At 31.8% G+C, this 26524-nt stretch carries 24 protein-coding genes; 21 read left to right on the top strand and 3 right to left on the bottom strand.

Annotation, left to right across the window (positions count from 1 at the left end):
• Positions 1-9: 9 nt before the first annotated feature.
• The 4 genes from CLU81_RS27255 to CLU81_RS19955 all read left to right on the top strand — a co-directional run bounded on the left by CLU81_RS27255 (position 10) and on the right by CLU81_RS19955 (position 3037).
• Positions 10-144 (top strand): hypothetical protein, encoded by a 135-nt coding sequence (locus CLU81_RS27255; protein WP_255410525.1) that lies wholly within the window; start codon positions 10-12, stop codon positions 142-144.
• Between the two features lie 246 nt (positions 145-390).
• Positions 391-1350 (top strand): hypothetical protein, encoded by a 960-nt coding sequence (locus CLU81_RS19965; protein ID WP_099711401.1) that lies wholly within the window; start codon positions 391-393, stop codon positions 1348-1350.
• Positions 1351-1507: 157 nt separating this feature from the next.
• Positions 1508-2344, top strand: a complete 837-nt coding sequence (locus CLU81_RS19960; protein ID WP_099711400.1) for a DoxX family membrane protein — start codon at positions 1508-1510, stop codon at positions 2342-2344.
• Between the two features lie 60 nt (positions 2345-2404).
• A complete protein-coding gene (locus CLU81_RS19955; RefSeq protein ID WP_144444531.1) occupies positions 2405-3037 on the top strand; it encodes a HEAT repeat domain-containing protein in 633 nt (210 codons plus the stop codon).
• Positions 3038-3068: 31 nt separating this feature from the next.
• Here the strand turns inward: CLU81_RS19955 and CLU81_RS19950 are convergent, their stop codons facing one another.
• Positions 3069-3374 carry a hypothetical protein gene (locus CLU81_RS19950; protein WP_144444530.1) on the bottom strand — a complete coding sequence of 102 codons (306 nt, stop codon included), beginning with the start codon at positions 3372-3374 and terminating at the stop codon, positions 3069-3071.
• A 334-nt stretch (positions 3375-3708) separates the two neighbouring features.
• On the opposite strand from CLU81_RS19950, the gene CLU81_RS19945 reads away from it, so the two are divergent.
• Positions 3709-4206 (top strand): hypothetical protein, encoded by a 498-nt coding sequence (locus tag CLU81_RS19945; protein WP_099711397.1) that lies wholly within the window; start codon positions 3709-3711, stop codon positions 4204-4206.
• 224 nt (positions 4207-4430) lie between these two features.
• Positions 4431-5282: a hypothetical protein gene (locus CLU81_RS19940; RefSeq protein ID WP_099711396.1), complete on the top strand. Its 852-nt coding sequence runs from the start codon at positions 4431-4433 to the stop codon at positions 5280-5282.
• A gap of 168 nt (positions 5283-5450) precedes the next feature.
• On the opposite strand, the gene CLU81_RS19935 is transcribed toward CLU81_RS19940, so the two are convergent.
• Positions 5451-6242 (bottom strand): DUF5995 family protein, encoded by a 792-nt coding sequence (locus tag CLU81_RS19935; RefSeq protein ID WP_099711395.1) that lies wholly within the window; start codon positions 6240-6242, stop codon positions 5451-5453.
• Positions 6243-6566: 324 nt separating this feature from the next.
• On the opposite strand from CLU81_RS19935, the gene CLU81_RS19930 reads away from it, so the two are divergent.
• The 11 genes from CLU81_RS19930 to CLU81_RS19875 all read left to right on the top strand — a co-directional run bounded on the left by CLU81_RS19930 (position 6567) and on the right by CLU81_RS19875 (position 17715).
• Positions 6567-6944 (top strand): hypothetical protein, encoded by a 378-nt coding sequence (locus CLU81_RS19930; protein WP_099711394.1) that lies wholly within the window; start codon positions 6567-6569, stop codon positions 6942-6944.
• Entirely contained in the window at positions 6941-7369 is a 429-nt protein-coding gene (locus CLU81_RS19925) for a hypothetical protein (RefSeq protein ID WP_099711393.1), read from the top strand. Before CLU81_RS19930 ends, CLU81_RS19925 begins: the two co-directional genes overlap by 4 nt.
• A gap of 454 nt (positions 7370-7823) precedes the next feature.
• A complete protein-coding gene (locus CLU81_RS19915) occupies positions 7824-8852 on the top strand; it encodes a hypothetical protein (RefSeq protein ID WP_099711391.1) in 1029 nt (342 codons plus the stop codon).
• Positions 8853-8863: 11 nt separating this feature from the next.
• Positions 8864-9784, top strand: coding sequence for a hypothetical protein (locus CLU81_RS19910; protein WP_099711390.1), 921 nt, complete (start codon positions 8864-8866; stop codon positions 9782-9784).
• 5 nt (positions 9785-9789) lie between these two features.
• On the top strand, positions 9790-11019 hold the full coding sequence (locus CLU81_RS19905) for a hypothetical protein (protein WP_099711389.1): 1230 nt from the start codon (positions 9790-9792) through the stop codon (positions 11017-11019).
• Between the two features lie 129 nt (positions 11020-11148).
• On the top strand, positions 11149-12228 hold the full coding sequence (locus CLU81_RS19900; protein WP_099711388.1) for an acyltransferase: 1080 nt from the start codon (positions 11149-11151) through the stop codon (positions 12226-12228).
• Between the two features lie 272 nt (positions 12229-12500).
• Complete coding sequence (locus tag CLU81_RS19895; RefSeq protein WP_099711387.1) at positions 12501-14819, top strand: type IA DNA topoisomerase; 2319 nt, start codon at positions 12501-12503, stop codon at positions 14817-14819.
• Positions 14820-14949: 130 nt separating this feature from the next.
• Positions 14950-15426, top strand: a complete 477-nt coding sequence (locus CLU81_RS19890) for a DUF6265 family protein (protein WP_099711386.1) — start codon at positions 14950-14952, stop codon at positions 15424-15426.
• A 165-nt stretch (positions 15427-15591) separates the two neighbouring features.
• Complete coding sequence (locus CLU81_RS19885; RefSeq protein WP_099711385.1) at positions 15592-16548, top strand: hypothetical protein; 957 nt, start codon at positions 15592-15594, stop codon at positions 16546-16548.
• Positions 16549-16712: 164 nt separating this feature from the next.
• The gene (locus CLU81_RS19880; RefSeq protein WP_099711384.1) at positions 16713-17174 is read left to right on the top strand and encodes a hypothetical protein; all 462 of its coding nucleotides are present in this window, start codon (positions 16713-16715) and stop codon (positions 17172-17174) included.
• A gap of 19 nt (positions 17175-17193) precedes the next feature.
• Entirely contained in the window at positions 17194-17715 is a 522-nt protein-coding gene (locus CLU81_RS19875) for a hypothetical protein (protein WP_099711383.1), read from the top strand.
• A gap of 93 nt (positions 17716-17808) precedes the next feature.
• Here CLU81_RS19875 and CLU81_RS19870 read toward each other — a convergent pair whose 3' ends face one another.
• Positions 17809-18969, bottom strand: coding sequence for an MFS transporter (locus CLU81_RS19870; RefSeq protein ID WP_099711382.1), 1161 nt, complete (start codon positions 18967-18969; stop codon positions 17809-17811).
• A gap of 257 nt (positions 18970-19226) precedes the next feature.
• Between CLU81_RS19870 and CLU81_RS19865 the strand changes: the two genes are divergently transcribed.
• From CLU81_RS19865 to CLU81_RS19850, 4 genes are all read left to right on the top strand, one after another.
• On the top strand, positions 19227-21548 hold the full coding sequence (locus CLU81_RS19865) for a TonB-dependent receptor (protein ID WP_099711381.1): 2322 nt from the start codon (positions 19227-19229) through the stop codon (positions 21546-21548).
• Positions 21549-21631: 83 nt separating this feature from the next.
• On the top strand, positions 21632-22780 hold the full coding sequence (locus CLU81_RS19860; protein WP_099711380.1) for a PepSY domain-containing protein: 1149 nt from the start codon (positions 21632-21634) through the stop codon (positions 22778-22780).
• A 22-nt stretch (positions 22781-22802) separates the two neighbouring features.
• Positions 22803-25232, top strand: coding sequence for a TonB-dependent receptor (locus CLU81_RS19855; protein ID WP_099711379.1), 2430 nt, complete (start codon positions 22803-22805; stop codon positions 25230-25232).
• 430 nt (positions 25233-25662) lie between these two features.
• Positions 25663-26388 carry a DUF4198 domain-containing protein gene (locus CLU81_RS19850; RefSeq protein ID WP_099711378.1) on the top strand — a complete coding sequence of 242 codons (726 nt, stop codon included), beginning with the start codon at positions 25663-25665 and terminating at the stop codon, positions 26386-26388.
• Positions 26389-26524: the final 136 nt, after the last annotated feature.

Below are 26524 nucleotides of genomic sequence, written 5' to 3'. Positions count from 1 at the left end.
ACTATTTCTATGGAAAAAAAGCAACCAAACCAAGGAAAACAGCCAAGCCAAAAAGGAGAAAAAAAAACTTTCAGTTCTGACAAACCAAAACCAACAACTCCACGAATGGAAAGCAAACCACCATCTGGTCCAAAAGGCAAATAAGAACTATATACATTGGAAAGATTTGAGTTTTTAGATAGCTATAATTTAGAATTTGCCACTCCAAGTGTCCTAATTATCTTTATCTCTGTACGAAGTTTCTTTGTTTTGTTCCCACTCTAATAAGCCACAAAGAGAAATAATACAGCAGCAGTGCAAAGTCAGGAGGCTTCGGATCAGTATTTTTTTTATGAGTCACAGGCATTTCAAAAATACAAATAATATCTTACATAACTAATTAGTAATACAATGTCAAAAAGAAAACATTTATCAGAATTTGCACTTAATATGCAAGCGGACAGAAAAGCCATTTGTAGACTAAGTGAATTGGACTATTTAACGGAACAAAATTATTTTAATAATGACCATCCGTGCCATATTTATTTTATAGGAACTCGACCTAAAATAACAGTAGATAAAAATGGTTTTAAGTTTGATGAAAATTCTTTCACAATAAAATTTAAAGCACAAATTCAGGATAAATTTGAAGAACTTGAGTTAAATTTTCCTAACTATAATAAATCAAAAGACTTAAGATTTGAAAGTAAATATCCATATTTTTCTTTCAAAATATTTGAAGGAGAAAAACAGATAATCCATACTAATGGACCTGGATTACTTCAATCTATAGGACCAGGTAAAATTGGAACATTTTACAAAAACTTAGATTTCAAAGTTCTATATATAGGACAGTCTTATGGGGAAGAAGGAGCAAGAACAGCTCCTGACAGACTTAAGACGCATTCCACAATGCAATCAATTTTTGAAGAAGTAAACAAAAACAACCCTGATAAAGATGTTATACTTGGTCTTTTCACATTTAAGCAATGGTTAATTATGAGTTTTGACGGAAAAATGAAATTATCTGATCAAGAAAAAATTAACGACCAAAAGCATTCCGACAATATAATTTACAATGTCTTAGAAAAAAAAATAAATGAACAACAGGAAATAAATTTCACTGAAGCTGCTCTTATTAGGTATTTCAAGCCCGAATATAATGAAAAATTTAAAGAAACATTTCCTAGTCCGGCTCATTCTACATATTCTGAATGTTACGATATTGATATAAATTCAATAAGTATTGAATTTTTGACAAATGACTTGAAATGTAGATTTTATTCAGATGAAATTAATCCAGAGTGGGAACACTTCGCATTTTTCAATTTACACTCTTACAGTGATAGAAAAGGAATGTTTGACTTTTAAAGAGCTCTCAACCCCGCCCTATTCCATGAAGTGTTCTTAGTTAACTCAATACTATGATAAAAAACCAAAACCTTAAACAAGTATTTTCTGAATTAATTTATATATTTGATAATTGCCAAAATCTATTCTTTAATCATTTTTTCTAACTAAACCACTAATGGAAAAACTTATTAAAATTGGCCGTGCATTTTATGGTATCGGTGTTGTTGCTTTGGGGATTCATCAAATTATTATCAAAAATTTTCGTTCAGAGATTTTATCTCCGTTTCCGGCTTGGGCTCATGAAAATGTTATCTTCCCCATTCTTACCGGAATAGCTTTGATATTTGCGGGAATTATTATTTCGGGATTATTTAAAATTAAATCTATAGACACAAAAAAAATATGTCTTTATTTAGGTTTTGGTTTTCTTGTTGCAATTATCACTTCTCATTTGCCTTATATTATAATGCTTAGTGCAGATAAAACTCCGGATTTTCAGGTTTGGATAAATGCTCTCGAAGAATTAACCTATAGTGGCGGAGCGTTTGTAATGGCGGGATCATTTACAGAGAACAGTTCTACTGGTGGCAAAAAGAATTTCACATCATTATTAGAAAAACTTATTCCGTGTGGGCGCGTTTTTTATTCGATTCTAATGATATTATTTGGATTGAGTCATTTTGCTTTTGCCAGCTTTATCGCTACAATGGTACCAAAATGGTTACCTGCACCAATGTTTTGGACTTATTTTTTTGGCGTTGCTCTTGTCATTGCCGGCATTTCAATTATTTTTAAAATACTAATAAAACCAATTGCGCTTCTTTTAGCACTTACGCTTTTACTGTTTTTTCTATTCTTTCATATTCCTGATGCCATTGCAAATCCATCTGCAGGCGGCGGAAACGAAATTGTTCGTGCATTTGTTGCGTTGCTTTTCTGTGGCATTGCAATAGTAATCGCATTGACAAATGATCGTAAAAAGCAGCTCAATTCTACAAAGAATTACTTATAAAAAGCTACAAATTTGATCATAAAAAACAAATTACAACCTAAAGTTAAAAAGTTCAAATAAATGAATAATTACTTAATAGACATAATTGACAGAATGTTGGACAGGAGCGACCGTAATATGGAAACTGGTTATGATGGTTCCAAAACAATTTCTTGGAAAGCTTATAGAGAAGCCGAAAATGTTGAAAATGCAGAATACATTCCGCAATTAATTGCATTTATTGACAATGAAAAAGATAAAAAGAAACGAGATCGTGCGTATTTTCTTCTTGGTCATATTACAAAGAACACAAATGATTTAAAAGCCTTAGACCATTTAATTTCCCGCGTTAATAAGGAAACCGATAAATATATAATTTCAGCTCTATTAGAAAGAATTGCAAATATCAAAAAACCAATCGGGACAGATTTACAACCTTTAATTCAAGCAACAAAAAGTGACAAATGGTTAATTCGGCACAGCGCTATACATTCCTTAAACAACTCATTTGATAGCATTGCCGAAAACACATTAATTGATATTCTTGATAATTCTGATGATGTATATAACATAATTTATACAAATGCTACTCTAAATAAAATAGGAACATTAAAAGCGATACCTTTTTTAGAAAAACATTTAAAAAGTAGAAAAAGAGATGTAAAGCATTCTGCAAAATATGCTATTGAAGAAATAAAAAAAAGACATGAATAATAATTAATTCATTATAAATTAACTTGTTGCACTATTTTACAAAACCTGTCTCAGACTTCAAATAAACCTTATGCAAATCATCCAATAATTCCATTTCTTCTTCTGGTAGAAGCTGCAAAGCAATTTCAAGCAAATTCATTACATTACTATCAGCTTCATTAAATGGAAAACTTGCCTGACTTCGGGCGTCATCACTAAGTAAAATAATACTCGCTTTTAGAAGACTTGAAACCATTAAATTAAGTTCGTTATAACAAGATACTTTTAGCTTCACGCTAAACGAATTATCACCGATATTTTCTTGCTTTAGTTTTTTGAATTTATTTATTCTATTCATTGATTCTAAAAATTCTGTGACTTCTTTTGTATGTTGTATTTCCATTACTTTAATTTATTACTGGATTTTCACTTTTCGCATTCTTTTTCATCACGACGAAATTACAAGTAATAATTCACTTTAAAGGGATCGTATACAATCGGTTGCATGTAACCGAAAACTGAACGCATCAAAAAAATAATTAGAGTTCGAATTTTTAACTTTATATTCGTCATAAATAAATATTTTAAAATTGCTCAATCTTTAAAAATGAATCCAGGCGTTTTAATTAAAGATTTGTAAATCTGCATAGCATAAGATGCCGTTCCTCTTTTAATTCTTAGCATAATTTATCATGAAAACAACATTATATAAGCTAGCATTTCTTTTCCTTCTTATTGGTTGTGAAAGAAAGTTTGAAATACCACCTAAGTCAAAGTTAACCGCAAAATATATTGTCTTAAATGAAAATATAAGTAGAAGGATAATTCATAACCTAAATGATGTTAAAGAATTTGACAAAAGTGACAATAATGATAAAGAACCATTTAAAATCGGCGGAAAAGTTTATAAAATTGATCTAGACTTTAGATTATATCCTAATGGACACCTAAAAGTATTAAATCAGAACTTATACCATAGCTTTAATTATTCTGACTTTGGATTGAAAAAAATTCAAATAGACCAGAAAACAATTAGCGAAAATTTTTTAATAAAATTTTCGCCATCTTATGATAAAATTATTGATTGTAATGATACATTAGAAATAGAAAAAAATTATCCAAAAGAAAAATTACTATTTGTAAAAGAAAATAGAAACAGTGGCAGAATAAGAATTTACGAATATAAATAGTGTCCTGCTCGTGAACGAAATCTAAATCATTCTCTAAGTAGAAAATAAAAAAGTAATCGCGAGTGAGACGCTCGCGCTAACTCTTGATCCAAAGTAGCTTTGCGGTTTCACGTAAGGTTAGTAAATTAAAAGTAAGTATGTTTGAAATAATAAAATCATCCACTTTTTAAGTATTTCCTTTTAGCAGAAAATATATTAATATTACAATAATTCCATCTAAAAAAATGAAAGCAAAATTACTTACTCTATTCTCCTCTCTTTCACTTATCTTTTTGTTTAGTTGCAGCTCAGATTCGGATAATGATAATAATGCAGAAGATCAAAATGTTGCATACATTAAATCATACAAAACTACTACATCTCCTACTCCTTCTGATTATGATGCTTTCTACGAATATAGTAATGGTTATTTAATAAAAGGAACTGGCTATAATTGGTTTTCGGGAACATTTGAATACGATAATTCAGGTAAACTAATCAAAAGACAAATGGGTGATGGAGAATATCTATATCAATATGACAGCAAGAATAGGTTAATAAAACAATCCAAAACCGGATCTCAAGATAATATAACGTTGTCATATGGTTCTAATAAAATAACTATTTCAAATACCTATAATTATAATGGCGGAAACAAATATTCTGAAATTTCTGATATCTATTTGGATGATAAAGGGCGAATTATCAGAGTAAAAAAATTAACGCCAACAACAACTTATACTTCTATGGCAGAAGAATATTTATACGATAGTAACAATAACATTACTCAAATAACTTATAAAGAAAACAATTATAACTATCCTGATTATGTTGTGCGTTTTCAATATGATGACAAAAAAAATCCGTTTTATTATTCCTTTAAAAAATTATATAAAAGCGTTTATTATCTAGAATGCAGATATGGAATACCTAATTATAAATTTACGGGAATAACACCTAATAATATGATTGTTTATGGTTCTGCAACATACGACCATATCTATAATAGTGCCGGATATCCTGTAAGTTGGCTAAATACTTATGAAAATGGAGGTTCTGCTCCTGCAACAGCCAACTATACCGTTGAATATTATTAAAAAACAATTCAAGTATAAAATCTCGAATTCAAACTAAAGTCTGCAAACACAAACGTTCTAATTAGAAAGTTTGTGTTTGCAGATAAATAAAAGACTTTCCTTCTTAAGAGCTTTGATGCCAAATTATCTGCTCAACTTTTCCTGTTTTCTAATGTTATTTTTCGAAAATTAAGCAACCGCACATTCCATATTTTTTTCTTCGATTATCTGCATATCAATTATTTTTTGAGCGACAGTTCCTCTTTCAAATAAGCGAATAAATTTGAAAAAGGCACTCACAAAATATCCCGGATTCGAAACTAATCGGGCGATTTCGGTTATTCTTTCGTCTCTTAGTTTTGTGCAGGATTCTCTTTCGTTTTCCGGAACCGCTACAAATTCATTGGCAAATTTCCAGGCGCCATCTCTTGCAGTTTCCATGCTAAAATCTATAAAGAAGTTGTCGATTTTGCCTGTCCATTTTAGGATCATTGTGAGCGTTGGCCAAATTTTGATCAAACATTTTTCAACGCCTCCAACGAGATTACTCAAGATGGCATTTATTTTGTCAAAATCAGCTTTTAAACCCGCGATATCTTCAACTGTACTAACTTGGGCTGAAGCGATTCCTAAATCAAGATTTACATGCGCATTAATTCCAAGCAATAAATGCTGGACAACTATTGGCCAGTATTTTTCGGTTTGTTCAAAGGCAAATCCCCAACATTCAGATGGTTTTTCTTTGCCTTTATATTGGTAATAGGCTTTTAGATACCGATTGGCAAAAATAACGTCCAATTTTTCCATTCGTTCCCCATTCTGAAAAGAACCATCTCGGATTCCTTCTTTTACTTTTACCGTAACTTCACGATATAGCGTAGCAAATAAGCCTATAGCGCTTTGTTCTAGTTTTGACTTTTCGATTATTTCATCCAATAATAGAATTACTTCGTCTATAGTATTTGCTTGCTTTATATTCATTTATAGATAGTTATAATTAAATTTAACAGAACGAATATACTTATTTTAATCTTTCAAAATACATTTTTATGAGGTAATTATCTTATTATTTTTCCTCTTTTTTTGGTACAAAAAACGGATTAATATAAACATTAACGAGAGATAATCATTTTCAAGACATTGTTTACGGTTTTACGTAAGGTATTTGAATTCAAACGAATTACTTTTGATAAAAGTTCTTAATCTATTTTTTTTGAAGTAATAAAAACCAAAATAATGAAGATAAAACCGTTTTATTTTTACAGTGCATTTCTTATCATTTTCATTTCAGCGTGTTTTTTATGGATGTTAAAAACCAATACATTCGGAGAAGACGCTACTCAAATTATGTATCGAGATAGAGACTTTGAAAAAAAGACAGGTGTTACTTTAGAAGAATATGTCAAAAGAAAATCTATTGTTTCATTAAAACTTATTGGAAATAAAAAATACGATGATAAAATTTTTAAACTTTTTCAATTAAAAATAAGAGAAATAATATCCGAAGAAGATCCCAATAAAGGCATTCATTTAAAATTTGATAAAAAAACTCCTTATGAAGATGTAATTCGTTCCTTTCAAATTTGCAAAATAGAAAAATGTCCAACATACGTGCCTGACGGATACGACCTTTGGGTTTTTCCATACTACCATAAAGAACAAACCAAAAAAACAAACCCATGAAACTAATACTTGCTGCTTTACTTTTTATTTTCAACTTAGCATTATCTGCACAAACCAACAATTTTGCTGGCGATTATACGCGTTCACTTAGTGAAGAAGGAAAACATATTATCGAATATAAATTGACTTTAAATCAAGATGGAACATTTGTATTTCATTCGTATACAAAAACGCAAGGAGGAATTCCGCCTGAAGTAAACAAATACGGAAAAGGAAAATGGGCTGGAAAATACAATATGATCACTTTTTCGACGGATAAAAAAGATGATTTTGACGAAAAATATACTTTAGATTTTAATAAATCTTCGGCACGATTTGTAACCAAAAATCCTCGTGATAAAACAGATCAAATCGTTAAAACGAGACTTACATTTCTGGAATCAGGAATTCCCTGGATGCAAAAAATTGATATTTTTAAGGTTTAAAAATCTACTGCCTAAATAAGCCTAAAAACGATTTTATAAAACCCGAAAATGCGCAAAAGTCTAAATGATTTTTGCGCATTTTTTGTTAAATACTCTCCAACTTTTTTTAGTTCTTTATATAAATACTACAATAGAAATTACTAGAAATAATTCACAGACTTTTCTGCACTACACAAATCGGATTATCTACTATATCCAAAGCAAAAAACATCTTTTTTTTGGCATTGTAAAATTTTTCTCAATAATTGAAATTACGGATTTCCGTAAAATAACTGAATTAGAAGAAGTTAGTTTTGAATAAATATTTCAGACCAATTTTGGTTTTGAAGTATTTTTTTGAGATAAATATTTACCAAAATAGTTTGTCTCTAAAGAATATCAGGTTGAAGAAAAACTTTTTAAACCTTAAAAAAATCTAATTAAGACCAAATAATTAATTCTAAAATTAACTACAATGAGTAAAAAATCAATTCAGGCAACAGATCTCTTTTTGGCAGTACTTGCCATATTATTAATTAGCGTAAGTTTTTACCAAACCTGGCTTGGACTAGACCAAATTTTTGGTCCTGCATCGTTTATAATTGCTTTGGTTTTATCCCTTTTATTATTGTTTTTAGTATGGATGCTAAGAGTTGCAAAAATAGAAGGTCGTTCTACGTCAAGCCTCGTGGGCATTTATATTTTTATCGCATCATTTTGTTTTATGGCAAATTTTAATGCTTTGTATACAAGATTTATGCGAACTGATATTTATACAACCGAATTAAGGGATATAAACGAACGTTTTAATAATCTGGAATCTGATGTTCAATCGAAGTTAAGTTATAAATATAATGGAGCAACTGCCCAAAATATTGAAATTAAGAAAAAACAAATGATGGAACAGATAAAAGATCCCGGAAATAAAGGAATGGGAACCAGAGCGCAATCGTTGATAAGAGATATAGAACAATTAACGGGACAAAAAGTTGATTTTCTTACTCCTGTTCGTAACGATTACGATGATTTGGCCGAAAGAATGGGACGCCAAATTGACAACATGATTTCAGATCTTTCTCCTGAAGAAAAAGCTTTAAAAACAGATATTAATAATGCTGTTTTAAAATGGAACAAGAAGATTCAGGATTTATTACTGCTTTCTAAAAAAGAAAAAGATGATATCTCTCAGGGATTAATCGACGAATCATTAACGGAATATAATAAGTTGGGGAATCGTGCTCATACCGTTTTGGGCGATGATAAATTTAAATTCACACCCGAAATTTCAAAAACACAGGATGTTGGAAAAATCGGATTTGCTTTTGACCACGCGATTAAAAACTTCGGAATGTATCAATTTGTTGTATTAATGGGATGCGTTTTATTAGATTTTGTTATCGTCATTATTGTATTACTGGTTACACCAAATAATGGAAGTAACAGTCATTCAAGTGTATTTAACGGAAACAAAAGAAGTGGCAAAGTATTAATTGCAAAAAACTAAAATTACTTAAAATGACTAACGAAAACAACACTTTAAAGCCTTTGTCTTTTGATGATGACAAATTAAAACCTATTTCTTTTGAAACAAAAAATGAGCCGAAATCTACTTTTGTTCCTTTGGCTAATGCCGGTACGAATGACATAAAAAACAAAGACAGTAATTTTGTTTTCTTTTTTGGTGTTGGAGAATCCGGTAAATCTGTTATTCTTTCCTCGATTCTTTATTATTTAAGTTCGCAAGCCGGGGTTTTACGTCCAAAATTAGGAACTCCAAATTCAAAAGAAGCACAAGTTTTACTGACTGATTTTTTTGAAAATATCAGACAGGGTATTTTACCAAACAGAACAACACGTGATCAGGTAACCAGATTAGATTTGATATTTGAACCTAATAATAAATCTAAAAAAGTCCCTCCTATTAACCTGACTTTTCTGGAAACTTCGGGCGAAAATCATAAAGATATTAGCCGAGGCGGAACGTATCATAGTAGTATCGAAGCTTATTTGAATGCTAATATTCCGTTGACTTTTATAATTGTGACTAGTTTTGATATGGCACATTTAGAAGATACTTTAATAAACGAATTTCTGGATGAACTGGAAAGAAAAGGTAAGAATCTGAAATCTATAAATGTGATTTTAGTAGTTTCTAAATGGGATAAATCCGGCAGAACAGATGTTTCTAATGAAGAAGAATTAGAAAATTTCATTAACGAACGTTTACCCCGAACAAACAACAGAATAAACTCGTATGAATTAAATAAAACGTATTTCACAATTGGCAACATTGAAAACAATGGAGACGGAGAAAGAATAACGCTTTTGAATTTAGATCCTGCTGAAGTATTATCTAATTGGCTTTACGAGAGCGTGGTAGGTTATCCCTTAGATTATGAAGGAACATTCTGGGAACGATTAAAATTTAGCTTTTAAACAATATGGCACAAAATATATATTTGTTAGCATTTGGGACATTTGGAAATCCATACGGTTTTAGACAATCTTTTTTTAAAGTAGGAAATCAAAATGTAGCAAAATCAATCAAAACATTTGACTTAAACACAAATGCAATTAAACTAGTCGAAAACAGTACAATATATGCTGTTCGTAAAGAAGTAGCAAGTGGATTAAATTCAATTGCTTATTCAAAATATTCTTTTGCAAAAGAACAAAATTCGGATCGTGGCGGTACTTTTATTGGCGCCAGTATTCTTTTTACAACTGAAATTGCCGAAGAAAATCTTACGATTACTAAACTAAACGAATTTCACAAGATATTAGTTAGTAAAAACGTTGATGATAAAACGATAATGGTCAATCATTCGGATAATTTTTCTGCAGATATTCCACAGGATTTCGACAAACTTAGTTTTAATCTGAAAGGTTTTGATGAACCTTCGAACTTCAATTTATCAAATTCTAATTTAGTTGTTTACTCTGCTTTGGATACAAGTAAATTGCAGCATAATTTTAAAAAATCATTAGAATTATTAAACAGTTTTGACACGATTTTCTTTACCAATAATGAAGAAGTTGCCAATTTTACTTACAGCAAAGGTTTGTATAAAACAACCAATGAAGAAGGTTTTGACAATGAAATTCAAATACTGAGAGAAGAAAAAAAGAAACGACTACAATTATTATTGAATGATTTCGAAAAAGAAATAACTGAGCTTGAAGAAAACAAAAAAACAACGATTAAAAATCTTAAAGAAAGTATTGAGCAAAATTCAAGATTACATCATGAAAATAGCAAAAAAATCGAGGATTCTAAAAAGCAAATTCATATTCTTGAAAATAAATATTATGAGTTTTCAAAAAAGATAAAAGAGGCTATAAATTATATCAATTCAGATAGAAAAATTGAAGAAGTAAAGTTGTTTCACAATGAAAATAAGCGTGAATTTATAAATTTTGTGAATCAAAATACGCAACCTCAGTATTTGAATAGTCTGAATACTATTCAATCAAAGACAAATTTAACAACAAACCATCAGCTAAATTCTGATTTTTCATCACCAAATTTTGGTTTCCAAAAGAAAGAAAAAACAAGAAGAGAAAAAACATTTAAAATCTTCGAATTCCTTTCGGTTTTATTTTTTCTTTTATGGATTTTGACATTTCTTTATTATCAATTTTTTCCGGAAATATTCAATTTAGATAAATAGAGATAATAGCAATCTTAAAAACGTATTAAATCAAAGTCTTTTGTAAATTTGAAATATTATTTTATTAATTAACAATATTGACAAGTATAAGCCGTAGCACTATTGAAATGCGACACTATTAAATAAACCATGACAAAACCCCAAACCGAAACCCTAAAACCAAAACAACATTTTGAAATCCTAGACGGATTAAGAGGAATAGCCGCCGTGGCTATTGTAATTTTTCATTTTATGGAAATAGTTCATCCTCCAAAAGAAAATTTCATCTCGCATGGTTTTCTGGCGGTTGACTTTTTCTTTTGCCTTTCCGGATTTGTGATTGCTTATGCTTATCATGACCGAATTGGAAAAATGAAAATTACTGATTTTTTCAAATTAAGATTGATCAGGTTGCATCCTTTGGTTGTTTTTGGCTCTGTATTAGGTTTGTTGGCTTTTCTTTTTGACCCTTTTGGCGGTAATCCTGAAAGTTATCAAATTGGTAAAGTGATATTGATATTCTTGGCTTCGGTTTTTCTGATTCCGTTTCCGGTAATGGCAGATCGATATTTCAATATATTTGGTTTGAATGCGCCCGGTTGGTCTTTGTTTTGGGAATATATTGCGAATATTTTTTATGCCCTTTTCCTTTATAAACTAAGTCGTCGTTCGCTCTTTTTATTAACCGTTTTTGCTGCTATCGGAATTTGTTTTGTCAGTCACCGCGCAGGAGGTTCCTTAATGGGCGGATGGAGCGGAGAAACTTTTTGGGATGGCTGTGCACGTATTTCGTATTCGTTTTTGGCAGGAATGATAATTTATCGTTCGAATTGGATTATCAAATCAAAACTTGGTTTTATTGGATTATCGATATTACTTCTTGCAACGTTTGTCATGCCTTTTTCTGACTGGAATTGGTTAACAGAACCTATCGTTGTTCTACTCTATTTTCCGCTATTAATTGTATTAGGAGCTGGAGCAACTTTGGCACCAGGATTCAAAAAAATATGTGTTTTTTTTGGACAAATTTCTTATCCATTATACATGACGCATTATGCCGTAATGTGGATATTCGCCAATTATTACACTAAATATAAACCAGATACTACTCAATTGACTTTTATTGTAATTATTGGAACAATTCTTCTTGTTGGAATCGCTTATTTAACCATGAATTTTTATGATACTCCAGTTCGAAAGTATTTGACGAATAGAAGAAAAAAGGTTTAATATCGCAAAGTTTTTTTTACCCTAGCAACGAAAATTACAAGCAAAGACGCTAATTTTTTTTCTCGCAGATTTGGCAGATTGAGCAGATTTCATGTTAACTTTTACTTATATCTGCTGTAATCTTTTAAAAATCTGTGTGAAACAAAAAAACTTTGCTACTGAAGCTTTGGGATTGCGAGATAAAAAAGAACCTTTGTTCCTTTGTTCCTAAGAACCTTTGCTCCTTTCTTATAAAAAATCCTTAATTTCGCCTTTAAATTAGAAGGAGAAAAATGAAGGTATGTATTGCTGAGAAACCAAGTGTAGCACGTGAAATCGCATCCGTTTTGGGTGCCAATACCAAACACGATGGATATTACGAAGGCAATGGTTACGCTGTGACCTATACTTTTGGTCATTTATGTACTTTAAAAGAACCTAACGATTATAAACCACACTGGAAAAGCTGGGATTTGAACAACTTACCCATGCTTCCGGAGAAATTCGAAACCAAAGTAGTTGAGAACTCAGGAATCCAAAAGCAATTTAAAATTGTAAAAAGCTTATTCGACAAAGCCGAAGTAGTCATAAACTGCGGGGATGCCGGGCAAGAAGGAGAATTGATTCAGCGTTGGGTTATGAACGAAGCGCATTACAAAGGTGAAGTACAACGTTTATGGATTTCGTCCTTAACAACTGAAGCGATAAAAGAAGGTTTCGAAAACTTAAAACCTTCTGAAAACTACGATAATTTATTCTACGCCGGATTTTCAAGAGCCATTGGCGACTGGTTATTAGGTATGAATGCCACACGTTTGTATACCGTAAAACATGGCGGTTACAAACAAGTTTTGTCTATTGGGCGCGTGCAAACGCCAACATTGGCAATGGTTGTTGATCGCTGGAAAGAAATCGAAAACTTTAAACCGCAGCCTTATTGGGAATTACAAACTTTATACAGAGAAACTCTTTTCAGCTATGAAGAAGGTCGTTTTCTGAAAAAAGAAGATGGAGAACTTCTCGCCAATAAAGTCAAAGAAAGCGAGTTCGAAATTGTTTCTGTCGATAAAAAGAACGGAAACGAATATGCGCCTAAACTATTTGATTTAACAGGTTTACAGGTTTATTGCAATACCAAATTTGGATTTTCGGCAGATGAAACACTTAAAATTGTACAAACTTTGTACGAACAAAAAGTAGTGACATATCCCAGAGTTGATACAACTTTCTTACCAAATGACATTTACCCAAAAGTACCTGGAATTCTGCAAAAGCTTTCCAAATATGCCGAATTAACGCAACCTCTTTTAGGAAAAAAAATAAAAAAATCGCCTAAGGTTTTCAACGATAAAAAAGTTACGGATCACCACGCGATTATTCCAACCGGAATAGAAAGTAATTTGCAATACAATCAGCAACAAGTATATGACATTATTACAAGACGTTTTATTGCCGTTTTTTATGACGATTGTTTGGTTGCCAATACAACTGTAATTGGAAAAGCAGCTGATGTAATGTTCAAAACAACTGGAAAAGTGATCTTAAAAAAAGGTTTTCGTGTTGTGTTTGAAGATCCGAATGCCAAAGAAAAAGAGGCCGATTTATTACCCAATTTTGTAGTGGGAGAAAAAGGTCCGCATGAACCTTCATTTTTAGAAAAAGAAACCAAACCACCCAATCAGTTTACGGAGGCAACTTTACTTCGTGCGATGGAAACCGCGGGTAAACAAGTCGATGACGAAGATTTACGAGAATTGATGAAAGAAAACGGTATTGGTCGTCCGTCAACGCGAGCGAATATTATCGAAACTCTTTTTAAGCGTCAATATATTGTTCGAAATAAAAAGCAAGTTTTACCAACGCCTACAGGAATTCAGCTTATAGATACGATTCAGAATGAATTGATTAAATCGGCTGAACTTACGGGTTCTTGGGAGAAACAATTGAAAGATATCGAAAAAGGAACTTATACTGCCGGAGCTTTTATTAAAAACATGAAGCGAATGGTCGAAGCTTTGGTTACCGAAGTACGAAGCGAAACCAGACACGCTAATATTTCGCACGCAACCGCAACGCAAAAAGAAGTTGTAAAAGTCGACAAAAAGAAAGCGGCAGGAATTTTGGCAGAAACTTGTCCGAAATGTCAAAAAGCAACCTTGATAAAAGGAAAATCGGCTTACGGATGTGGTAATTACAAAGCTGGTTGTGATTTTTTATTGCCTTATACTTTTGCAGAGAAAAAAATAACCGAAAGCCAATATTTAAGATTGGTTCAAAAAGGATCGACAGTAAATATAAAAGGTTTTAAAACTGATGGAGAAACTGTTGAAGGTTTGATTCGTTTTGAAGAAAATTACAAACTTAAATTAGAGACCAAGAAAACGGCTCCAAAGGCAAAAGCAAAACCTGCTGCAACAACCGATTCTGAAGCATTAACTTGTCCGAAATGTAAAAAAGGAACAATCATGAAAGGGAATACTGCTTATGGTTGTGGCGATTATAAACTAGGTTGCGATTTTAAAGTAACTTTTGATGATGTAAGAGCCAAACTAAAAGATCAAAAACCAACTAAAGAATTGGTTTATTCGATTCTTTGCGAAGTGAAAAGTTAAAGGTTAGATGTAAAAAGTTTAAGAATTACGTTTATTTTTCCATCTCACATTTTACAATTTACATCTTACAATTCATAATCCTATTTTTCATAAATTAGCCTTTCAATCTAACACCAAAAAATCAAAATATATGTTTCAAAAAATTACTCTTTTAGTGCTTTTAGCAGCTGTTGTTTCTTGTCAAAAAAAGGAATCTGTTGAAAAAGATAAAATCAAAATTGCAGATTGGCTTATCGGAAACTGGGAAAACAAATCTCCGGACGGCGTTCTGACTGAAAACTGGATAAAACTAAACGACAGTACTTTTAGCGCCGCATCATACTTCATAAAAGGAAAAGACACTTTGCATTTAGAAAACATTGTTTTGGCTCAAAAAGGCGAAACTCTAACTTATTTTGCCACTGTAAAAGGTCAAAATGATGATAAACCTGTTGCGTTTCCTTCAACTGCTGAATCTGATAAACAGTTGGTTTTCGAAAATCCAAAACACGATTATCCTCAAAAAATTACTTATACAAAAGGCGCTGATAATACTTTGACAGCTGAGATTTCAGGGAACTTGCAAGGAAAAGTGAGTTCTGAGAAGTTTGTTATGACTAAGAAATAACTTAATCGCAGATCTAATTAATTTATAGCATCTTTCTTTTAAATACATTATTCCTTATTCATGAAATACATACTTCTTTTTACATCTCTCCTTTTTTTTAATATAAACCTAGCTCAAACTACCATATCTAACATAGAAGGGAATTGGATAAATTTTAAAACTGAAATGAAAGATGGAAGCAGGCTTTACACTGGATTTCCAATAGATTCAATTAATACAAGATTTGTTATTGGTACAAATAAGTTTTGCATGAATATGAGTTTATTCAGTCAACTTGATTACAAAGAAAATTTATCAAAATGCCTTCTGGATTATAAACTAATAGACAATGTAATTCAAACATCTCAATATTCAGGATATATAGTAGAACGTTTTACTGCTGACTCGCTAACTTTATGCGAAAAAATTAATGATACTCCTGATGAAAAATTAAAAAGATTATATCTTGTAAGGGAAGAAACCATGATTGCTTACTATAAAGAAAAATACAAAAATCAAACTCATATAGTAGCTTCATCAAACTTTACTCCTAAAATCAAAGAGTCTTTTATGAAACTGCTGAATGAGGATTTTAATGAGCATAGTTCTTATTACAATCTTCGTTTAAGTGGAAGGATTATCATTTTTCCAAAAGAGAAAAAAGTAAAAACAGAAATCACTAATTCTACAAGAAAGGACTCAATACAACTAAAAAGAATAAGCAACTATTTCAATAATTCTTTTGAAGACTGGGATTTAAAAGATTTTATGGCATATGAATCTGTTGAATTACCGTTTGCTTTTGAAGTAAAAAAAATTGGTAGAGCAACTAATATACTTTTCTTTACAAATGATGTAAATAGATTTGATAATAAGTACGGAATAACACTTCCTAAAATGGCAGAAGGTTCAAATTATTTCAAGAAAGCAATTCAATTATTTCAAGAAAAGAAGTTTTTAAGCGCTGCTGATTTCCTTGGAAAATCATTCGAAGCAGACCCTAGAAATATCGATGCACTTTACAATAAGGCAGCCTCATATGTTGGATTAGGAGATAAAGAAAATGCTTGCAAAGTATGGAAACAAATTTCGGATTTGGGCCAGGTTAATGGAAAAGAGCTTTATTTGAATAATTGCCAGTAAAAAAATCCTTCAAAGATTTTTTAAAATCCTTGGATCTAGATACTGAAAATAGAGAACGAAGGAATTCCAAAAACAATAATAAAGAACCAAAGGTTCGGAAAATTTTGTAGAGCTGGACTTTAGTCCAGTCAACAAGGAATTCATAATTCTATAATAAGTAACCAATGAGAAAGAGCTTCCTTTTTATTCTTATTTCGATCTTTATATTCAGTTGTAGCAATAAAACTCAATATGTAGTCGAGAATATTTTTGACAATTTTTCATTTAATACTACATTATCTAATAGCTCTGAAATAGTTATTAAAGTTTACGATTCGACTATAACACATAATAGATCTGGAAGTCTTGAATCTCTTATTCCAACTAAAGAATTTAAAATCAAAAAAAGACAACAGTTAGAAGATTTCGAAAATATTTTTATGAAGGCTGAAAAAACAGGTTATTGCTGCTGCCCAATAAGTACTTATTCTATTCATTTTTTAAATCAAAAAGACACACTTGATCTCTTTTATGTTGATACTTTAGAATTTAAAGATAAAGTAAGAATCTTTGAATCAAGTTATCAATATTCCTATATTATTGATAAACAAAATTGGAAAGAATATCTTAAAGAAATAGAGAATTAAAAAAACTCTAAGCATTAAAATGAATCAATCAAATAGAAAATTTACATTTGGAAAATTAGAAATTAGAAAATTCATAATTTCAGATTATTTATATTTAACTGCTTATATAATGGGAGTTACGTATTATTTATTTGCGAACAAATATATTCCAGAAAGCAAATTTGCTACGTCATTAATAATATCTTTTATAGTTGGCTTTCAAACAATTTCTTCACCTTTTGGATTAAGATTTAGAAACATCTATTTTTCAATTATCTGGTTAATACTTTCTCTGATTTTATTAATCGATAGTTATTCTTTATCATTAATTCCAATATCAACTTTTATTCTATATCATGTAATTAGAATAATATTTTGGAAGAAAAACAATAGAGAATTTATCCCTTATGAAACAGGAAAAGGTAAAATGTTTCGATTTAAAAGTTATTTTGAAGGTCGATCGGGAGATCTAACTGATAAAAAATATACTAAAATTCTTTTAGGAATTGGAATTTTAATAATAGGATTTTGTTTAATACAAATGATTGGTTTCAAAAATTAAATTTCTAAAAAACAAATTCATCCCGTATAGAAAATAGTCTACAAAAACCTTAGAACCTCAGCAACTAAGCGCCTCAGCACCTTCCAAAAAAACCTACTCCTTCTCCCCGATTTTATTCACCATGAAAATCATCAATATCCCTAAAAGTGCCATTACTAGAAATGCCCACTTCATACTTAAATATTCAGAGATAAAACCAACCATTGGCGGAACCAATAAAAACCCAAGATAACCAATTGTAGATATAGAAGTTAATGCAGAACCGCTGCTTAATTTTGAAGATCTTCCGGCGATGCTAAATACTAACGGAACAACGCAAGAAACTCCAACTCCGATTAAGATATAGCCGAAAAAAGTTGGATAAATAAAAGGGAATAAAAAGCAAATTAAAAATCCTACCGTGATCAAAATTCCGCTGTAAAGCAGGATTCGTTTTGTTCCAAATTTCATTACTCCATAATCTCCAAATAAACGTCCTAAAGTTACTGCTGTTGCAAAAAATACAAATGCTGCACTAGTTAACTTTGGCGAAGCATGCAATATATTTTCAAAGTAAATACCGCTCCAATCGTACATCGTATTTTCGCAAGCCATCGAAACAAAACAAATGATCGCGAACTTAATCAGATTTTTTTCCGGCATCGAAAAAAACTTCTTTTTAACCGGTACAGGCTCATTATGAATACTCAACGGATAAAAACAAGCGGTAAGTCCCATCATAAAAATACTTACACCCAATAAATGATGCGACGGCGCAATATGTTTTGATACCATTACATAACCTAAACCTGCGCCTGCAAAAACGGCAATACTCCAAACGGCGTGAAAACGGGTTATGATCGATTGTGGATACAATTTTTGAACTTCAAGAGATTGTGCATTAATCGACAAATTAAAAATATTACGAGAAGCTCCAAAGATTAAAAGTATAATAACCAACTGCCATACAAAAGCGGCCAAACCTGGCAAGGAGAGTACAATATTAAACATAATTGCTCCCAACAACATGATATAACGGCTACTATATTTATTCAATAATTTTCCTGTAAAAGGCATTGTAAGCATTAAACCAATTGGAAAAGCAAATAAAACGGTTCCAAATTGAGCTTCTGATAAATGCAACTGCGCTTTTATATGCGGAATTCGGGAAACCCAAGAAGAATATCCAAATCCGGAAAGGAAAAAAAACACAGTATTGGCTAAACGGAATCCTTTTGGCGAATTCTGTAGTTTCTTCAAAAAAGGTAAAATCATGAGGAGAATTTCATTTAAAATGCAAAATTAAGCCTTTTGAAGTGTAACGTCTACCCTTTTCGGAATATTTAACAAAAGTCAGAAATTTAAGTCAATTTCCTGTTTTTTCGCAACTTTTTGAAAAAAGTTTACCAAAATATAACAAAAAATACATCAAATCAAGTCAATTAATATTTGTTAAGGAAATATTAATTTTTACATTTGAACTGTTTTTATTCATTCTAAATAAAAACAAATCTTAACCAACTTTAATAAAAATGAAATATTCTACTGCGAAAACCTATCGTTTTCTATTTACAATCAGTTTTCTATTCACTGTTTTCAGCTCTTTTGCGCAACAAAACTTTGGAAAAATAAAAGGAACAATCACAACTTCTGACGGCGACGCTGCTGCTGGTGTAAATGTGATTCTTAAATCTTCAAAATATGGCACGACTACCAATGACGATGGTAGTTTTGAATTGAACAGAGTGCGAGCGAATACTTATACTTTACAAATATCTTTAACGGGTTACGAAACTACAGAACAAGTAGTTATTGTTGCAGAAACAGAAACGTCAACTGTTAACTTACAATTGAAGGTTTCGAACAAAGAATTACACGAAGTTGTAGTGAATGGCAAAAAAAGCATCTTATCTAAAAAAACAGATTACGTTGCCAGAATGCCACTGAAAAATCTTGAAAATCCTCAGGTTTATAGCGTGATTCAAAAAGAACTTTTGCAGGAACAAATTTCGGTAGACATTAGAAGCGCAGTTGTAAATGCACCTGGTGTAACTACCAAAATTTATCCTTCGGGAGGACTTGAAATTTCTTTCAGAGGATTTAGTACGGGAGTTAATGCCAGAAACGGAATGGAAAACATGACAGGTCGAAGCTCTATTTCTATTGATAATGCAGAGCGAATTGAGGTTCTTAAAGGGCCTTCGGGAACTTTATTCGGGTCGTCTGTATCGTCTTTTGGAGGTGTAGTAAATCTTGTTACCAAAAAACCTTTTGAAGGTAAAAAAACAGAGGTTTCTTATACTGGAGGAAGTTTCGGTTTAAACCGACTTGCACTTGATATCAATACTCCGTTAACTCAGGATAATAAAGTATTGTTTAGATTAAACACTTCTCTAAATACTGAAAAAAGCTTCTTGGATTATGGTTTTAATAAAACATTCCTGATTGCGCCAAGTCTTGTTTATAAAGCAACAGATAAACTTACCTTAAGTGTTGATACTGAAATCTTCAGCGTAAATAATACGCGTCCTACTTACGGACGTTCGTATGCTGCCGGAATTACAAATCCAACGGAACTACAAATAGACTACAGAAAGAGTTTATTTCATGATGATCTTGATGCCAAAACTTCATCGACTAAAGTTTTTGTTCAGGCAGAATATCAATTGGCAGATAATTGGAAATCTACTACGCTTTACTCTTTTATAGACGAAAATGTAGATCGCAGTTATCAATATTACACGAAATGGACTTCACCAACTGAAGTTCTAAGAAGTGTATCTCGTTTTGGACCAATCTCTAATCAGTTTACGAATATTCAAGAAAACATTAATGGTGAATTTTCTACCGGAAGCATCAAACACAAACTATTATTGGGTGCAAATTACAGATTCTCAAAAGGTACTTTCAATTATGGCGCAACGCCGGTTCTGGACACTATTAATGTAACAAAACCTTTTGAGCCTATTCGAAAAAAACAAGTTGACGCAGCGCTTTCTCAACTTACATGGCCGGTTTCAGACGAACAAATATTTAGTGTTTATGCCTCAGATGTAATCAGTTTTACAGATCGTTTATCTGCAATGTTGAGTCTTCGTCTGGATAATTTCGTTCAGAAAAAACTTGTAGATGTTCCCGGATATAACCAAACTGCTTTATCGCCAAAATTAGGTTTGGTTTATGAAGTGGTTAAAAATCAGGTTTCTTTATTTGGAAATTATATGAATGGTTTTCAAAATTCAGGTCCGGTAAATCAGCCTGACGGAAGCTTGTTAGTATTAAAACCAGTTTATGCAAACCAATATGAAGGTGGTGTAAAAGTTGAAGCTTTCAATAAAAAATTAAGCACGACATTAAGTTATTACAACATTACAATTGATAATGCGACTAGAACAACTCCTGACGGATTTAGTGTTCAGGATGGTAAACAAGTAAGCGAAGGTCTGGATTTTGAACTTATTGCAAATCCTATCGAAGGTTTAAATGCTGTGGTTGGTTATGCTTATAATGATAATCGTATCGTAAAATCATCAGATGCCAGTATTGAAGGAAACAAAGCAAGCGGAGCTCCGGAAAATGTAGTTAATTTTTGGTTGTCTTATAAATTTCAAAACGTGTTAAAAGATTTCGGACTTGGTTTTGGAGGTAATTATGTAGACAAACAATACAAATTTGAAGACGAAAGTTTCTACGCTCCATCCTATTCCGTTTATAACGCAACTGTATTTTATGATCAGCCAACTTGGAGACTTGGTGTTAAATTCAACAACCTAAACAACAAAAAATACTGGGATTCTTATGGAATGGCTCAGACTCCATCAAACGTATTAGTAAACTTGACCTTGAAATTTTAAGCAAAGTATTTTATCAAAAACACCTCAATTCCAGAGGTGTTTTTTTAATAAATCATCTATTTTTTTTTATAAAAAACCGTTTAATGACCTTTAAAAAAATCATACTTAAAATTCATTTATGGCTAGGTTTAGGCTCTGGTCTAATTATAGTTATTCTGGGTATTACGGGCTGTATTTATGTCTTTGACGAAGAATTAAGACCTATAGTTTATCACGATAGTTATTATGCCGATGAAACTAAAAACGAGCAAAAGCCGCTATCTGAATTGCTGAAAATAACGCAAGACTCTATTGGAAAAGATAAACCAATAAATGCGCTAAATATACGAAATGAAAAAAATGCAACCGTAACATTGTATACCAATAAAACGATCGAAAACAAAAATCCGATTTGGTATTGGGACACGACAGCATACAATTATCATATTTTCATTAATCCATTTACAGGAAAAATTCAGAAAATAGAAGATGCTACAACGGAGTTTTTTGAGGTTGTTTTCTCTCTGCATTGGAGTTTATTACTGACAAATGACATTGGTCAGCCAATTGTTGGTATTGCAGTCATCATATTTATTATCTCCCTAATTACGGGACTTATACTTTGGTGGCCCAAAAATAAAGCAGCTGCAAAACAACGTTATTGGTTTCGCTGGAAAAACACAACACAATGGAAACGTAAGAATTATGACTTGCATAATATTCTGGGATTTTATGTAACCATTCTTGCCTTGCTTATTGCGCTTACAGGTTTGGTTTGGTCTTTTGAATGGGTTAATAATGGCGTAAAATGGATTGCAAATGGTGGTCAGACTATCGAGAATACGCAGAAAGAAATAAAATCAGATGTTTCGAAAAACAACAATCAAAATCCGCTGGATAAAATCTATGCTACTTTAAAAAATGATTTTCCGAATGCAGAAAGCTACAACATTTCAATTCCCGAAGATTCTCTACAATCACAATTTGTATTTGTTGATAATGGAGGAAGTTTTGATAAAATCCTGCTTCAATTTGATCAATATACCGGAAAATTATTAGATAAGAAAACCTACGATGACCGAAATAACGGAGATAAAATCCGTTCGCTAAACTATGATATTCACGCTGGCGGAATATTGGGATTACCAGGGAAAATATTGGCGTTTTTCGCCAGTTTTATTTGCGCAAGTCTTCCTGTAACTGGATTTTATATTTGGTGGGGAAGAAATAATAAGAAGAAAAAAACGAAATAATAATATCTAACATCTTAATCAAATGAACTATTTAAATCCAAGAATGAAAAAACTTGCCTATGTCATTGGTCTGTTTTTTATTGTAACAACCACAGCATTTGCCCAACAAAACTTTGGAAAAATTAAAGGAACAGTAACAACTTCTGACAGCGAACTTGCTATTGGCGTAAATATTATACTTAAAAATTCCAAGTATGGAACGATTACCAATGAAGATGGTGTTTTTGAGTTTAACCGAGTAAAAGCAAACACTTATACTTTGCAGGTTTCTTTAACGGGTTATGAAACTCTGGAACAGGAAGTAAGTGTTTCTGCAAATGAAACTACAACATTGAATTTACAATTGAAGGTTTCAAACAAACAATTAAAAGAGGTAATTATTACCAACAATAATAAAAAAGCTTTCCCGAAACAAAGTGTTTATGTTTCGAAAATGCCTTTGAAAAACGTCGAAAATCCTCAAGTTTATAATATTGTATCTTCTGAATTAATAAAAGAACAAGCCATTACAAACTACGAAGATGCCTTGAAAAATGTACCGGGAATTCAAAAATTATGGGAATCTACAGGTCGTGGCGGCGATGGAGGATCTTATTATACTTTGCGTGGTTTTGAAGTTCAGGCCAATATCGTAAACGGATTACCGGGATTAACAAATGGTAGCTTGGATCCGGCAAATGTGGAACGAATTGAAGTTATCAAGGGTCCATCAGGAACTTTATTCGGGAGTAGTTTAGTGAGTTACGGCGGACTTATTAATACGGTTACCAAAAAACCTTATAACGGTTTTGGTGGCGAAATATCTTATATCACCGGAAGTTTTGGTTTAAACCGAGTTACTGCTGATGTCAATACTCCACTTGACGATGCTGATAATGTAGCTTTTAGAATTAATGCAGCTTATCAAACTGAAAACAGTTTTCAGGATGCTGGATTTCGCACTTCTCTTTTTGTTGCACCTTCCCTATCTTATAAAGTAAACGAGAAACTTTCGTTTTTGATCAATACTGAATTTATGCAGGAAGAAAAAACAACGCCATCGATGTTGTTTTTAGGAAGAGATAAACCTTTGCAATATGCCAATTTAGCCGAATTAAACTATAATACAGATTTGTCTTTTTACAGCAATGATTTAGCAATGAAGAATCCTAGATTTAGTTTGCAAGGTCAAATGACTTATAAAATTTCTGATCAATGGACTTCGCAAACCGTTTTATCAAGAAGTTCGTCTAAATCAAACGGATATTATTCTTATATCTATGATAACGAAGACGGAAATAAAGATTTTGCTTTATATATTACAAAAGAACAATCGCAAACTGTTACGACAGATATTCAGCAAAATTTTATTGGTGATTTCAAAATCGGATCAATGCGTAATCGTCTTGTTGTAGGTCTTGATTATTTTGATCGAAATGTAATGTACGGAGGTTCTGGCTATGGACATCTTTATAATGTTACCGCTCAAGGCGAAGTGAGACAATTAGACGCTTCAAATCCTTATTATCTGACTCAGACTTCTGTTGATAAATTACTGGCTAATGAAGCTGCAGGAAATTTCAATCCGCAAGATGCAACGTATAGTGCTTATTCTTCAGATGTATTGAATATTACTTCTAAATTGTTGGCAATGGCAAGTTTAAGAGTCGATTATTTTGATACTAAAGGTGATATCAAAAACAAAAACGACGATTATACACAAACTGCATTATCACCAAAATTCGGATTATTATACCAACCTATCGAAGATAAATTAGCCGTATTTGCCAATTATATGAATGGTTTCAGAAACGTTGCTCCTGCAATGACTTATGATCCTGACGGAAATTTAATAGGCTCAAAAACTTTTGAACCTGAACATGCGAATCAGTTAGAATTTGGAGTAAAAGCTAATCTTTTTTCCGATAAATTAAATGCAACTGTAAGTTATTATAATATAAATGTTGCCAATTTAGTAACCAGCAATCCTCTTTTTTCTGCACAAGGCGGTGAAGCAAGAAGCAAAGGTTTTGAATTTGATTTGAATGCTTCTCCAATAAAAGGATTGAGTATTATTGCCGGATATAGTTATAATGACAGTGAAATTACAAAAGGAGATGTTGGAAATGTTTGGTTAGAACAAGGAAAAAGACCTTTCTGGTCTGGTCCAAAAAACTTAGTAAATCTTTGGGCTACTTATAAATTTGACGAAGGTTTCTTAGAAAATTTCGGTCTTGGTTTTGGAGGAAATTATGCGAGCGAAAATGCTATTTTGGACAGTTCTGTAACCGGAAAATTTGTATTACCGGCTTATACTGTTATCAATGGTTCAGCGTTTTATAATTCGAATAAATTTCGAGTAGCTTTAAACATCAACAATATTACCAATAAAGATTATTTTAATGGTGGCTGGTCTACAGTAAATCCGCAAAAGCCCAGAAATGTTGTAGCAAGTTTTACTTATAAATTCTAGATTGTTACGCTGAGCGATATTACAATCAAGTTTAGACATTTTTGTCATTTCGAGCGAAGGGAGAAATCACACGCGTTGATTTACAAAGTTTGGCGACATTCTTTGAAGAGTTTCTTGTGTGATTTCTCCCTTCGCTCGAAATGACAAACTAAACGAAAATATTGTTATGAAAACGAATATCCTAGCCCCGATAGAAGTGGAAATCCTTTTGTGGCGGTCCCGAAGCTTCGGGAGCCACAAAAGATTGGAACGGATAGCGGGATTAGCTCCTGAAAAAAAAATCTGGTTTTATCATAGAAATCAAAATGACAAGATTGCGCTTAACTAAAACAAAATTCTACAAACTTTAAATCGTTTTATTTTTAATTAATCTAAATAAGACTTAAGTTTGTAGAAATAATAATTTTTACAAAAATTTAAACTTCATCTTATGAAATCTAAAACTTTAAAATCAATAACGTTTTTATTTTTAATGTTGATTGCAAGTCCTGCAATATTCGCACACGCACTTTGGATCGAAACTAAAGCAACTGGAACTAAAGGAAAAGCACAAGAAATTTCAGTTTTCTTTGGAGAATTTTCAGATAATGATATTACACCTTCTGCAAAATGGTTTTCTGATTTAAAAGATTTTTCTTTGGTTGTAATCAGCCCTTCAAAAAAAGAAACTAAACTTACGGCAACAGCTTTAGAAAATAAATATCAGGCATTTTTCACGCCAGATGAAGACGGTGTTTATACTGTAGTAATGCATCACACGGTAAAAGATGTGTACGGAACTATGAAATTAGATTACAACTCAAGCGCAACTGTTTTAGTTGGTAATGCTGCAAAAGGAAATGAAGCTGCTGCAAACTCAAACATTATAAGTGTATTTTCTAAAGATGTAGCAACTGCAAAACAAAAAACAAAGATCAATGTGAATGCTTTATACGAAGGTAAGGAAGCAAAAGAACAAAAAATAAAAGTAATCGCTCCAAATGGCTGGGAAAAAGAATTATGGAGTAATGACAAAGGAGAAATCTCTTTCTCACCAATCTGGCCAGGGAATTACATGGTAGAATTTGCTTATACAGAAAAAGCTGCCGGAGAACATAATGGTAAAAAATATGACGAAATCTGGAAAATGGCAACTTACTTAATTTCAGTAAAATAACATACCCTGTTTTATTTCTTAACAGAATAAATCTATTGAAACCTTGTTCTTTTGAGCAAGGTTTTTTTATGTAGAAAAAGCAAAAATCATAAAATGTAGTGTCGAATTTCGGTTAACCTTTAATTTAGAAAACCAA

Source organism: Flavobacterium sp. 9 (assembly GCF_002754195.1).
Taxonomy (GTDB): domain Bacteria; phylum Bacteroidota; class Bacteroidia; order Flavobacteriales; family Flavobacteriaceae; genus Flavobacterium.
Note: the sequence above shows the minus strand (reverse complement) of the source record. Positions and strands in the feature narration are given on the sequence as shown.